Source organism: Dolichospermum sp. UHCC 0315A, assembly GCF_008121535.1.
GTDB classification, from domain to species: domain Bacteria; phylum Cyanobacteriota; class Cyanobacteriia; order Cyanobacteriales; family Nostocaceae; genus Dolichospermum; species Dolichospermum lemmermannii.
This window is the reverse complement of record NZ_CP043056.1, coordinates 3,825,168-3,837,905: the sequence shown is the minus strand read 5'-3', so window position 1 is coordinate 3,837,905 and position 12,738 is coordinate 3,825,168. Positions and strand designations below refer to the sequence as shown.

General features: G+C 37.2%; 11 protein-coding genes. 6 read left to right on the top strand and 5 right to left on the bottom strand.

Annotation, left to right across the window (positions count from 1 at the left end):
* The first annotated feature begins 261 nt into the window (after positions 1–261).
* The 4 genes from BMF77_RS18360 (at position 262) to BMF77_RS18345 (ending at position 6,926) form a co-directional block, all read left to right on the top strand.
* Positions 262–951, top strand: a complete 690-nt coding sequence (locus BMF77_RS18360; protein WP_168204515.1) for a RibD family protein — start codon at positions 262–264, stop codon at positions 949–951.
* Between the two features lie 51 nt (positions 952–1,002).
* On the top strand, positions 1,003–2,172 hold the full coding sequence (locus BMF77_RS18355) for a GNAT family N-acetyltransferase (protein WP_148764809.1): 1,170 nt from the start codon (positions 1,003–1,005) through the stop codon (positions 2,170–2,172).
* A 114-nt stretch (positions 2,173–2,286) separates the two neighbouring features.
* Positions 2,287–2,676, top strand: coding sequence for a DUF4346 domain-containing protein (locus BMF77_RS18350; protein ID WP_015083143.1), 390 nt, complete (start codon positions 2,287–2,289; stop codon positions 2,674–2,676).
* A gap of 314 nt (positions 2,677–2,990) precedes the next feature.
* On the top strand, positions 2,991–6,926 hold the full coding sequence (locus BMF77_RS18345) for a GAF domain-containing protein (RefSeq protein WP_148764807.1): 3,936 nt from the start codon (positions 2,991–2,993) through the stop codon (positions 6,924–6,926).
* Positions 6,927–6,987: 61 nt separating this feature from the next.
* Here the strand turns inward: BMF77_RS18345 and psb32 are convergent, their stop codons facing one another.
* Positions 6,988–7,731 (bottom strand): photosystem II repair protein Psb32, encoded by a 744-nt coding sequence (psb32, locus tag BMF77_RS18340; RefSeq protein WP_148764805.1) that lies wholly within the window; start codon positions 7,729–7,731, stop codon positions 6,988–6,990.
* 374 nt (positions 7,732–8,105) lie between these two features.
* On the opposite strand from psb32, the gene cysH reads away from it, so the two are divergent.
* Complete coding sequence (cysH, locus tag BMF77_RS18335) at positions 8,106–8,810, top strand: phosphoadenosine phosphosulfate reductase (protein ID WP_148764803.1); 705 nt, start codon at positions 8,106–8,108, stop codon at positions 8,808–8,810.
* An 82-nt stretch (positions 8,811–8,892) separates the two neighbouring features.
* Positions 8,893–10,149 carry an exonuclease subunit SbcD gene (sbcD, locus tag BMF77_RS18330; protein WP_148764801.1) on the top strand — a complete coding sequence of 419 codons (1,257 nt, stop codon included), beginning with the start codon at positions 8,893–8,895 and terminating at the stop codon, positions 10,147–10,149.
* Between the two features lie 242 nt (positions 10,150–10,391).
* Here the strand turns inward: sbcD and BMF77_RS18325 are convergent, their stop codons facing one another.
* The 4 genes from BMF77_RS18325 to BMF77_RS18310 form a co-directional block, all read right to left on the bottom strand.
* Positions 10,392–10,883 carry a hypothetical protein gene (locus BMF77_RS18325; RefSeq protein ID WP_148764799.1) on the bottom strand — a complete coding sequence of 164 codons (492 nt, stop codon included), beginning with the start codon at positions 10,881–10,883 and terminating at the stop codon, positions 10,392–10,394.
* 255 nt (positions 10,884–11,138) lie between these two features.
* The gene (locus BMF77_RS18320) at positions 11,139–11,444 is read right to left on the bottom strand and encodes a hypothetical protein (RefSeq protein WP_148764797.1); all 306 of its coding nucleotides are present in this window, start codon (positions 11,442–11,444) and stop codon (positions 11,139–11,141) included.
* A 429-nt stretch (positions 11,445–11,873) separates the two neighbouring features.
* Positions 11,874–12,281, bottom strand: coding sequence for a hypothetical protein (locus BMF77_RS18315; protein ID WP_148764795.1), 408 nt, complete (start codon positions 12,279–12,281; stop codon positions 11,874–11,876).
* Positions 12,282–12,423: 142 nt separating this feature from the next.
* Positions 12,424–12,684, bottom strand: coding sequence for a MoaD/ThiS family protein (locus BMF77_RS18310; protein ID WP_148764793.1), 261 nt, complete (start codon positions 12,682–12,684; stop codon positions 12,424–12,426).
* Between the last annotated feature and the right edge of the window lie 54 nt (positions 12,685–12,738).

Below are 12,738 nucleotides of genomic sequence, written 5' to 3'. Positions count from 1 at the left end.
TGTTCATTTTTTGTTGGTTGGGTTAAGCGACAGCGCAACCCGACGCTCATGTTGGGTTTCATCCTTCAACCCAACCTACAAATCAAGACTTTTCTCGATTTGGACAAAGTATTGTTCCATATACCAAATTTTATAAAATGTAGATTAAATAGTGACTGTTGTTGCATATTCATATTAATGGTGTAAAATTATTCAAAATTATCTTGTAGCTATAGATTTTTCAATAATCTATCCCCTCACAAAAAATATCAAAGCAACCCAATCATGCAAAATCGTCCTCATATCACAGTAGTTTTAGCCATGAGTGTTGATGGTAAAATAGCAGATTTTAGGCGATCGCCTGCGCGGTTTGGCTCATTGGTTGATAAAATACACCTGGAGAAACAAATTGCTGCATCTGATGCCATTTTATTTGGTGCTGGTACTCTTCGTGCCTATAGTACAACAATGACCATCACAGAGACAATACTCTTGCAACAAAGAAAAAAAGCAGACAAGCATCCCCAGCCGGTTCATATAGTGATTTCCCGTTCAGGCAATCTGAATCCGGACATTAAATTTTTTCAACAACCGGTGAGACGGTGGTTACTCACAACCTCTCTAGGAGCTTATTTTTGGCAAGAAAGATCAGAGTTTGAGCAAGTTTTAGTCTTTGAAACTGCTGCCAAAGAAATTGACATTTTGGCTGCTTTAAAATATTTAGCACGGTTACAAATTACCCGTCTGGCTATTTTGGGAGGAGGACAATTAGTGGCATCTTTCCTAGAATCTGATTTAATTGATGAAATCTGGCTCACTATTTGTCCATTAATTTTAGGTGGTAGTATTGCCCCTTCACCTGTGGAGGGGACAGGATTTTTAGCTGATCTTGCTCCTAAGTTACAATTATTAGAAGTATCCACAATAGAGCAAGAAGTATTTTTACACTATAGGATAATTCAGGAGTCATAAGTCAGGATTCAGGCGTAAATTCAAAATATAAAATTGTTGGGAAACTACACAATGATCAAAGAACACAAACCCCATTATTCTCTTGTTTGGACGCACACAATCGCCGATGTTCCCCAAGCAGACTGGGATGCTTTAGCAATGCCGTTAAAAACGCCTTTTTTAGAATGGGATTGGTTGCACAATTTGGAAATATCTCAAAGTGTTACAGCCAATACAGGTTGGTTGCCAAATCACTTGATTTTGTGGCGAGATAAAAATTTAATTGCGGCTGCACCTTTATATTTAAAAGGACATAGCCAGGGCGAATTTGTTTTTGATCAGCAGTGGGCAGAATTAGCTTCCCGTTTAGGAATAGAGTATTATCCAAAACTGCTAGGAATGACACCATTTACCCCGGCTGAAGGCTATCGGTTTTTAATAGCTGCGGGAGAAGATGAGGAAGAAATTACGGCGGTAATGCTCCATGAAATTGATAGTTTTTGTGTGAAACATCGGATTTCTGGCTGTCATTTTCTTTATGTTGATCCCCAATGGCGACCAATTTTAGAACGCCAGGGATTTACAACTTGGCTACATCATAATTATGTTTGGGAAAATGCTAATTTTCAAACTTTTGATGATTATTTGACTGGATTTAATGCCAATCAAAGACGCAATATTAAACGGGAACGCAAAGCTGTAGAAAAGGCTGGTTTAAAATTGCAAGCATTAACAGGTGAGGAAATTCCTAATTCTCTGTTTCCGTTAATGTATGATTTCTATGCTGATACTTGCGATAAGTTTGGTTGGTGGGGAAGTAAGTATTTAACCAAGAACTTTTTTGAACAGTTGCACCATAATTATCGGCATCGAGTCGTATTTTTTGCCGCTTATAATGAGCAAGATCCACGTCAACCTGTGGGGATGTCCTTTTGTTTATTCAAAGAAGACAAACTATATGGACGCTATTGGGGGAGTTTTCAGGACATAGATTGCTTACATTTTGATGCTTGTTATTATGCACCAATTGAATGGGCGATCGCTCATGGTATCCAAAATTTTGACCCAGGAGCAGGTGGTAAACATAAAAAACGTCGGGGATTCCCTGCTACTGCTAATTACAGCCTTCACCGCTTTTACAACAACCGTTTAGGACAAATTATTTTGCCTTGGGTTCGGGAAGTAAATCAAATGGAACAAAAAGAAATGGATGCTATTAATGCAGAGTTACCTTTTAAATAAGGAAATATATCCCCGACTTCTCATAGATCCCCGACTTCTCAAAGAAGTCGGGGATCTGCATATTGCAGATTGATGTAATCTAAGAATACTGTTTCTATGAATTTAATTTTGATAATGCATAAGGATTTACTACTTGAAGATTTGACAGCAATTGATCATAAACTTTCTCAGCGTTATATTGATCTTGACCCCAAGGGCTATTTTATTATCTACATAGATCAAAATGAAAGGTTAATTTATGCAAAGCACTTCACTAATGTCATTAATGAACGTGGTTTAGCAGTAGATCCGGAAACAGGTCAGGTGATTCCAGTTCGCGGTAAAGTGGAAAGAACTCACACTACCGTATTTAGTGGCCGTACAGCCAAAGAACTGTGTATTAAGATTTTTGAAGAAACTCCAGATTGTCTTGTAACCTTCTTAGACCATGCAGCTTATTTAGGTAGAGAATTTGTGCGGGCTGAAATGGCTTTAGTGTCAGGAAAAGAATACATTCAAGATTAGATACAATAGCAAAGACGGGGAATTAGTTACTAATTCCCACTTAGAGGATGTTTGAAAAGTGGTATTCCGTAATTTTCATCACATTGCTACCCCCCTTTCCCCTTGTAAAGGGGGGAAACAATAAAAATCCAGTTCCCTCCCCTTTACAAGGGGAGGGTTAGGGTGGGGTAAAAAATATTTGATACATCAACCATAACTTTTCAAACACCCTCTTACTTATGCTTCAAAAAAGAAAAAAATAATACATTTCTGCACTTTTTTCAAAAAAATTATTAAAACTAGAAAATCTTTTTAATAAGTAATAAAATTACAACATGAAAGAATTATCACCTCATGATGAAACCGCCAGAATAGAGGCACTATTACAGTACAAGATTCTGGATACTGCACCGGAAGCTGCTTTTGATGATTTAACTCGTTTAGCAGCTTATATTTGTGGAACTCCCATAGCTTTAGTAAGTTTGATTGACACAAACCGGCAATGGTTTAAGTCTAAAGTCGGTTTAGAGGCATTAGAAACACCTCGTGATATTGCTTTTTGTACTCACGCCATTTGCCAAAAAGATGTTTTCATTGTTCCTGATGCCACTCTTGACGACAGATTTGCTACCAATCCCTTAGTCACATCCGAGCCTAATATTCGATTTTATGCAGGTGTACCTCTAATTGATGCTGAGGGTTATGGTTTAGGAACGTTGTGCGTGATTGATAATGTGCCAAGGGAACTCACGGCTGAACAACTAGAGGCTTTGAAAATACTGGGTTGCCAAGTCATGAAACAGCTAGAACTACGACGCAATTTAGATAGCTTACTATTGGTAACTACTAAACATCAAAAACAAAAGAACGCTAACAAACAATTTTTTGTGAAAATAGGCGGCTGGTTTGGCTTAACATCATCAATTTTAGTGATAATTGGGATATTTTCCTATCAAAATATTCAAGAAATTGTAAATATAAATAATCAGCAAAAACAGACATTAGCACAATATGAAAGAATCAATGAATTTAATCAAAAAAACCAAGAAATTCTTCAGCAACAATCAATAAAATTAACTAATACTACATATAGTATGCTCCTTGGATTGGAGATTGCTATCAGTTTGTGTGTCATAATTATGGCGATGGTTTACTACCTTATTTATCGAGAAATCATTGCCCGCAAATGGGTAGAGGAATCTCTAAAAACAGAACGTAATTTCATTTCTAGTGTTCTGGATACAGCCAGCGTTTTAGTGATGGTTCTCGATGATAAAGGGCAAATTGTCCGCTTCAATCGAGCTTGCGAACAAAATACTGGTTACACCTGTGGAGAAGTTTTAGGGCGATGTTTTTGGCAGCTATTTTTAACCGAGAAAGATCAGCCATCAATTCAAGCTATTTTTGAGCAAATAAAATTAGATAAAAGACCAAGAGAATCAGAAACTTATTGGATAACAAGAGATGGAAGACAACGATTAATTGATTGGTCAAATACTATTATGCTGGATAGTCAAAACCAAATAGAATACATTGTTAGTACAGGGATAGATATTACTGAGCGCAAACAAAATGAACAATATCTCAGTTTCCAATATGCGGTAACTAATGCCTTAGCAGGAGCTATAAATATTCAGAATACCACCCATCGCACCTTAAAAGGAATTTGTCAAACATTGGCATGGGATTGGGGCGAAATTTGGGTTATGGATAAATCAGAAAATATTCTGCGTTGTTTAGATATTTGGTATGAATCAGGTTCAGAATTTAAACAGTTTGAAGAAATTACTAGAAAAATTACTTTTGCTCCAGGAATTGGTCTCCCTGTCCGAATTTTATCTAAATTTCAACCTATTTGGCTAACTGATATTTGTAATGATCAGAATTTTCTGCGAACAGATATTGCTACTCAAATAGGATTGAAAACAGCTTTTGGTTTTCCTATTCGTGGTGGTAATACAAACATTGGGGTCATGGTTTTCTTTAGTAAAAATATGCAGCTAGAAAATGCAGATCTACTGAAAAGGATGATGTCTATTGGCGACCAAATAGGTCAATTTATTAAGCGAAAACAAATAGAAGAAGAACTAAAGCAGCAAAATTTGCGATCACAATTATTAGCCGATATCACCCTAAAAATCCGCGACTCTTTACAAATTGACGAAATCCTCCAAACTAGCGTTACCGAAGTTAAAAGGCTGCTAAAAGCTGATCGTGTCCTCATCTTAGAGTTAGAAGAAAATGGCAATTTAACTGCACGTAAAGAAGCATTGATTCCCGGTATCCCTGTTGTCAGAGGAGAGCAGATTTTTGACCCTTGTTTTGTAGAAAAACACGCCCATAAATATGCTCAACAATGGATTACCAGTATTGATGATATAGAAAAAGCCAATATCCAACTTTGTCACCGACAATTACTGGAAAGATTTCACATCAAAGCCAACCTTGTGATTCCTATTTTTCTCGAAGATGAATTTTGGGGACTGTTGATTGCTCATCAATGTACTCAACCCCGTCATTGGAATACTTGGGAAAGAGAATTCTTGCGATCGCTTGCTGATCAAATCGGTATTGCCTTAGTCCAAGCTAAACTATTAGAATCAGAAATTATTCACCGTCAAGAACTAGAAATAGCTCGACAGGAAGCCGAATCAGCATTACAAGCCAAAAGTAGTTTTTTGGCCAATATGAGTCATGAAATCCGTACCCCAATGAACGGCGTTTTGGGCATGACCAGCTTACTATTAGAAACTCCCCTTAATCCAGAGCAACAAGATTTTTTGGAAACAGTGCGGACTAGTGGTGATGCTCTCTTATCCTTGATTAACGAAATTTTGGATTTATCCAAACTTGAAGCCGGGAAAATGATGCTAGAAACCCTAGATTTTAACCTATCTACCTGCATTCAAGAAGTTATAGAACTGTTAGCACCCCAAGCTCATGATAAAGGACTAGAAATAGCAGCATTAATTCCTGCCAATGTCCCAATTTATATCCAAGGAGATGCTAGTCGTCTGCGACAAGTTATCATGAATTTGATGGGTAATGGGATCAAGTTCACCAGCCAAGGAAAAGTAATTATTCAACTAGAATTAATTTCAGAAACCGATGATACAGCTACCATTCAATTTGCCATCATAGACACAGGTATTGGCATTACCACTGAAGATAAAAATAACCTTTTCCAACCCTTTACCCAAGTTGATGCTTCTATTACCCGTAAATATGGCGGTACGGGTTTAGGACTAGCCATTTGCCAACAATTGGTAACTTTAATGGGTGGAAAAATTGGCCTCAACAGTGAAATTGGTAAAGGTTCTAAATTTTGGTTTAATTTATCTTTTACTAAACAGCCAGAGTCTGTTTCTCAAAATCAAGATGATCAAATTCTTAGTCAGCGACGGTTGTTAGTAGTAGATAACAATACTATCAGTCGAGAAATTCTCCACCACCAAGCTATCAGTTGGGGAATGCACATAGATGAAGTTGATTCTGCTATTGCCGGACTTGCAGCTTTAGAAACAGCCGCAGCACAGCAGATGCCCTATGATATTGCCATAATTGATATGCAAATGCCTGAGATAGATGGGTTGACTCTAGGAATACAAATTAAGAAAAATCCAGCTATTGCTAATGTCCCTTTAATTATGCTGACTTCTACTAATCAAATAGATAAAGTAAAAAAGGCATTAGATATAGGATTTATCAGTTATTTAGTCAAGCCGGTTAAGCCTACTCGACTGCTTGATACTATTATGAATATAGTAGGTTCTCAATCGAAAATAAATAATTCTCAGATTGCTATCAATGAAGAGTTGCAAGCAATAAGTAACAAGAATACATCCAAATTAAAGTTGCTGTTAGCAGAAGATAATCTAGTTAATCAAAAAGTCTTTCTCAAGCAACTTCAAAATCTAGGATATCAAGCAGATGCCGTAGCCAATGGTCAAGAAGTATTAGAATTATTAGATAAAATTCCCTATGACTTGATTTTCATGGATTGTCAAATGCCAATTCTCGATGGTTTGGCAGCCACAAAAGAAATTCGTCGTCGTCCAGTAAGTTCCTTTCCTAAACATCAACAACCTGTAGTAATTGCTATTACTGCTAATGCCATGGAAGAAGACAAAAAAATTTGTTTAGATGCTGGTATGGACGATTATTTAAGTAAACCAGTAGCTAAAGATAAATTAGCCGCAATGTTAGAACTTTGGAGTCAGAAAATTCTCAAAATACAGAAAATAATTATTCCTGAAGAAACAGTGTTTTAAATAAAAAATAGGAGTCAGGAATTGGAAAGAAAAAAATAACCAATTCCCTATTCCCTATTCCCTATTCCTCAGATTCCTGAGAGGGTGGTTTTTGAAACACTAAGTAAATGTAGTATGTAGCCATTGGGATGACAGTGGCCGCAATTAACAGCCCGACAACCCAAGCAGTAGCATTACCTTGATCTGTTTCTTCAGCTTTGGTAAAAGTTCCTTCTACTTGGACTGTTTCCTTGATCTCTGGCGGACCGGGATCTGGTTTACCGGATAAAACAGCCACCAAGCGATCGCTCACATCCAAAAATCCTTGGTTGTATTTATTACCACTACGTAATGCTGTACCCAATGTTTCTTCAGCCACGCTTTGGACGATAGAATCAGTTAACAGAGACTTAACCTGATCTCCACTAATTAAAGCAGTTCCATTAGTAACAGTATCAACAAGTAATAACACTTGATTAGCCTGTTCTGCTGCTGTTGGAAACCATTTACTAAATAGTCCCTTGGCAAAACTTTCCGGTGTTTCCCCATAGTCGAGGCGGTGAATAGTGACAATTCTGGCTTCGTTACCAGTTTCCTGAGCTAAATCATGGAAAGTCTTACTAATCTGACCTTCATTCGATCGGCTAATCACATCACCTTGATCTAAAATCCAAGTATCTGCCGTTAAACTGGGTATTTGGTATACACCAGTAGCAGCAGCAGGTAAAATAAACAGTGAACTCGCCATCATCATTACCAATACAGGAAAAATGAGACGGACAAGGTATTTTGAGTTACTAAATAATTGCTTGAGTAACTGTTGCATGGGATGAATCCTTAAACAGACTTGCAATCAAAATACTACATAATTAGGTTAGTTGTCAGTTGTCAGTTGTTGGTTGTCAGTTGTTAGTTGTTAGTTGTTGGTTGGAAATATCTTTTTCTAGCCTCCCCTCCTCCCCTGCAACCTAGGCTCTGCCCTATTTCCTCAATCATCGGGGGGATACAGCACTTCCCGGTGTTATGAGGTACATATCTAGCGGGCAAGACTTGTACTGAGCTTGTCGAAGTATGCCCGCACTACAAGAGTTTCATGATTCAACTTTGTACCTCATAAGAGCGGAAACCGCTGTATGTGACTTTATTAAGGTAAAATTAAATTTAATAAAAATAAAAAAATCTTTGTTTTAGAGAAAGATCATGACAACTTCTACCGCCTTTGACTTAGCATCACTAAATCAGCAATTTGAAACCGCAAGTCCTACAGAGATCTTAGCCTGGTCTGTGCAGAATATCCCCGCAGGACTGGTACAAACTAGCGCCTTCAACGTAGATGATATTATCTTGACACATATTTTCTATAGCGTACTTCAGCATCCCGTTCCTGTAATTTTCCTGGATACCCTTTATCATTTCCCTCAAACCTTAGAATTGGTTGGTAAAGTCAAAGAAATCTATAACCTAGATTTACAAACTTATAAAACACCAGACGTGGATAGCCGTGAAGCCTTTGCTGCTAAATTCGGTGCAGCCCTCTGGGATACAGATATTGCTAAATTCCACGACATTACCAAAATCGAACCACTTTTACGGGGCTTAGATGAACTCAATACTGTAGCTTGGATTACAGGTCGCCGTCGTGATCAGGCCGTTACTCGTGCTACCATGCCAGTATTTGAATTAGATGGTAAAGGCAGATTAAAAATCAACCCTTTAGCTAATTGGACTCGTAAACAAAGCTGGGCTTATGTAGCTGAACATAAAGTAATTTACAATCCTCTTCATGACGAAGGTTATCCTAGCATTGGCGACGAACCCATTACTACTAAAGTAGGTGAAGGTGAAGACGAACGCGCTGGACGTTGGAGAGGAAGCGAAAAAACTGAGTGTGGAATTCACATTTAATCACACTACTACTACTAGATTTAGAATAGATCCCCGACTTCTTTGAGAAGTCGGGGATCTAAACCCTTACAACCAATAAACTATGAAAATTCTCCATCTTTCAGATATTCATATTGGTAGCGGTTTTTGCCACGGGCGCGTTAATCCAGCCACAGGTTTAAACACACGACTAGAGGATTTTGTGAAAACATTATCTTTGTGTATTGACCGAGCGATCGCCAATCATGTAGATTTAGTCTTATTTGGTGGTGATGCTTTCCCCAATGCCACACCTGCACCCTATGTTCAAGAAGCCTTTGCTAATCAATTTCGCCGTTTAGTTGATGCAGATATCCCCACAGTCTTATTAGTGGGAAATCATGACCAACATTCCCAGGGTTTGGGAGGTGCGAGTTTAAATATTTATCGGACTTTGGGAGTACCAGGGTTTGTGGTTGGTGATACTTTAACAACTCATCGCATTTCTACCCGCAGCGGAGATGTGCAAATCATTACTCTTCCTTGGTTAACTCGTTCAACTTTGATGACTCGTCAAGAAACTCAAGGTTCTTCTTTAGCTGAAGTAAATCAACTCCTGACAGACCGTTTAGAGGTAGTTATCGAAGGAGAAATTCGCCGTCTTGACCCAGATTTACCCACTGTACTTTTAGCTCATTTAATGGCTGATAATGCCACTTTAGGTGCAGAACGTTTATTAGCAGTCGGGAAAGGTTTTACCTTACCTTTATCTTTATTAACTAGACCATGTTTTGATTATGTGGCTTTAGGTCATGTCCACAAACACCAAAATTTAAATAAATCCAATGACCCACCGGTAATTTATCCAGGAAGTATTGAACGGGTAGATTTTAGTGAAGAGAAGGAAGACAAAGGTTATGTGATGATAGATTTGGAAAAAGGGAAAGCAGATTGGGAATTTTGTCCTTTACCTGTGCGAACTTTTCGGACTATTGAGATAGATTTATCTAAGCAGGATGATCCACAAAAAGTATTATTAAAAGGAATTGCTAAATATGATATTCAAGATAATGTGGTGCGACTTATTTACAAATTGAAATCAGAACAATTGGATTTAATTGATAACTCTTCTCTTCACCAAGCTTTAAGTGTCGCGCATACTTACACTATACAAGCTGAATTAGTGAGTCAGTTAGCAAAACCCCGCATTCCTGAATTAAGCGCGAGTAGCAGTATTGACCCAATGTCAGCTTTAAAAACTTACTTAAATAATCGGGAAGATTTGAAAGAAATAATGCCATCTATGTTGGAAGCAGCACACAATTTATTAGCAGATGATGAGGGGATTTTGCTAGTACCGCAGGGCGGAATTAAAAATTAACAATTAAAAATTAAAAAAGCAGATTGTATAAGCTTTTTAGGGATTTTTAATGGTTATATTACTTACGCTGTACTGTACTAGTAGTCTGTCAAATTTATTTTGACGGGTTTTTGGTAGTGCGGGCATCTTGCCCGCATGAGCGAGACGCTCACACTACAGTCCATCATTTTTATCTTGACAGACTACTAGTACCGCTACGCGAAAGTCAAAAGTCAAAATTAATAGGTTGAAATTGATAAATTTTATCTAATTAATCTATTTTGCCAACGGGTAATAGCTCGCAAATATGCGATAATGGGAATCTGATAAACTTCAATAAAAATCCACACAATAATTCCTAAGTGTGACAAAAAAGTTAGCACAGTCCAAATAAATGGAATCCATGAAAGCGGAACATGAGAATGAGGAGGAAAATAATAGGCTGTAATTCCTATTAAGGTAGTCGGTAAAATAATAAAAGCAATTGCGGACAAACCATAACCCCAACCTAATTCCACATTTCCTAATCGTGCTTGGGTCCACCTTAATCCATTCCAATTCCAAACTAAAGGTGGTTCTCTAGAAGGCATTTTAACTTGTTGTAATTCTAAGTTAACTGTAAATATTTCATTGCAAAAATCACAACACATAGTTTCCATCATCAACATTTGCGAAATTTTACCCGCGTGACATACTGGACATGGATAATCTTCGTGAAAGTTTAAAGATGTTGATAAAATTGAAGATTTTGCCATAATTAGGGCTTGCTTAATAAACCTAGAACCTTGATAAATAAATCAATGAATTGAGAAGGATAAAATGTGAATAATGTGCAAGGAATAAACTTTGAAACTATTCATTTAGCTATCATTTTCCCAGATTTGAGACTATTCTTATCTCCTTCTAATTCTTCTTCCTGACTCCTGACTCCTGACTCCTTCTAATAAAACAACCTAGTTTATTCATAAAACCAGGTTGAATTTGATATGATGAAAATATTGGAAATGTAATTAGTCTAGAAAACCCATCAAAAGTTCGGAGTCATCGAAGGTATTTGGCGCTATTGGCCGATTTCCGAAGACAGAATAGTTGTCAGAAACTACCAAGGCACTAGAACCAATGGGACGAATACCAGACAAGTTAATACTATCAACTACTTGGAATGTGTTTGCACCTATGGGACGAATCCCCATAGAGTTGAAGGTATCAACTACTTGCAATGTCCCGGTGGTAATGGGACGCATTCCAGCAACTATGATTGTTCCTTGAGAAGTTTCTTCAGTATTACTGATATTATCCTGATTATTTTCTGTCATTTTTATTTCTCCTTTGTATTAGATGACACTTATTCAAACTAAATCTTTGTTTGTTAAGTGAATTTTACAATAATTAAGGAAAGAAGTATTTTTTTCCTATATATTTAGAGTCTAACCTTAAACCAGCATATATCACAGGTTGAATCTGAGATTGATATATTTTTGGGCGTTGCATAATGGCGGTATGAATTTTGTTTCGCGCAAAGTCGCAAAGGAGCAAAGACGCAAAGTTTTAGATTTTGAGTTTTTAGTTTCATACCTCAATATGGCTATCGCCACGCAGGCTATCAGCAACGCCGATTTTTGATGAGGTTAGGATTTTAATTATATCAGCTATGTACATTTATTTTGGTACAGATAAGTTATGTCAAGTTATAAAATTATTTTATATTTTCGATAAGATCATTACCATAATCAAAAATAATCCAATTAAAGAATTAAGTAACTCTGCCATTTTGATTGAGGATCTTGACGGTTTTTTTCTGGTATTAATAACCGCCAACTTTTACCTTCTTGTTGAATTTGCAGATAAACTTCAAAGGGTTTTTCAAGTTGTTTAAAACTGCGTTTTGGTAATTTAACCGTAAAATCATAATTTCCCTGTACCCGATAAGCCGGTAAGTTTTCAATGGTGAGGGGTTGTTGTTGAGTAATGGATATCCGCTGAATATTAAATTTTTGGAAGTTTAGATCTAGCTGTTGGTTAAGTTGCTGTTGGGTTTGTTCTAGTTGGAGAGCGATCGCTTTTTGCACTAATTCCGGTGTTGGTGATAAGGCAATAGTAGTACAAGCTGTGAGGAAAACTATGAAAATTGTTGTAAAAATTAACTTAATCATCTTTAATTTCTTTTTAAGATACAGCACTTCCCGGTGTTATGAGGTACATATCTAGCGGGCAAGATGCCCGCACTACAAGAGTTTCATGATTTAACTTTTTACCTCATAAGAGCGGAAACCGCTGTATTTGAATATATCCTCATTAACCACCATTCACTGGGGGAATTAAAACCACTTCGTCACCATTTTGGAGAATGGTATCTGGTGCAACAAATTGTAAATTCACGCCAAAGCGGGTTATTTCTCGCCATTTGCCTAATTTTGGGTGTTCGGCAATTAAGCGATCGCACACTGCTTGAACTGGTGTACCATCAGGAAAATCCCACAATAATTCGTTTACTCCATAAACTTCTTGATAAATAGCAAATAACTTTACAGTTACAGTAATTGCAGCATTGGACATAATATCAACTTTATCACATTTTTTATATACTTAATTTATAGCAGACAATAGGAT

Excerpts from the sequence above, each read along its gene's own strand:
- BMF77_RS18355 (WP_148764809.1), top strand. The coding sequence starts at position 1,003 with ATGATCAAAGAACACAAACCCCATTATTCTCTTGTTTGGACGCACACA.
- BMF77_RS18350 (WP_015083143.1), top strand. The coding sequence starts at position 2,287 with ATGCATAAGGATTTACTACTTGAAGATTTGACAGCAATTGATCATAAA.
- BMF77_RS18345 (WP_148764807.1), top strand. The coding sequence starts at position 2,991 with ATGAAAGAATTATCACCTCATGATGAAACCGCCAGAATAGAGGCACTA.
- psb32 (WP_148764805.1), bottom strand. The coding sequence starts at position 7,731 with ATGCAACAGTTACTCAAGCAATTATTTAGTAACTCAAAATACCTTGTC.
- cysH (WP_148764803.1), top strand. The coding sequence starts at position 8,106 with ATGACAACTTCTACCGCCTTTGACTTAGCATCACTAAATCAGCAATTT.
- sbcD (WP_148764801.1), top strand. The coding sequence starts at position 8,893 with ATGAAAATTCTCCATCTTTCAGATATTCATATTGGTAGCGGTTTTTGC.
- BMF77_RS18325 (WP_148764799.1), bottom strand. The coding sequence starts at position 10,883 with ATGGCAAAATCTTCAATTTTATCAACATCTTTAAACTTTCACGAAGAT.
- BMF77_RS18320 (WP_148764797.1), bottom strand. The coding sequence starts at position 11,444 with ATGACAGAAAATAATCAGGATAATATCAGTAATACTGAAGAAACTTCT.
- BMF77_RS18315 (WP_148764795.1), bottom strand. The coding sequence starts at position 12,281 with ATGATTAAGTTAATTTTTACAACAATTTTCATAGTTTTCCTCACAGCT.
- BMF77_RS18310 (WP_148764793.1), bottom strand. The coding sequence starts at position 12,684 with ATGTCCAATGCTGCAATTACTGTAACTGTAAAGTTATTTGCTATTTAT.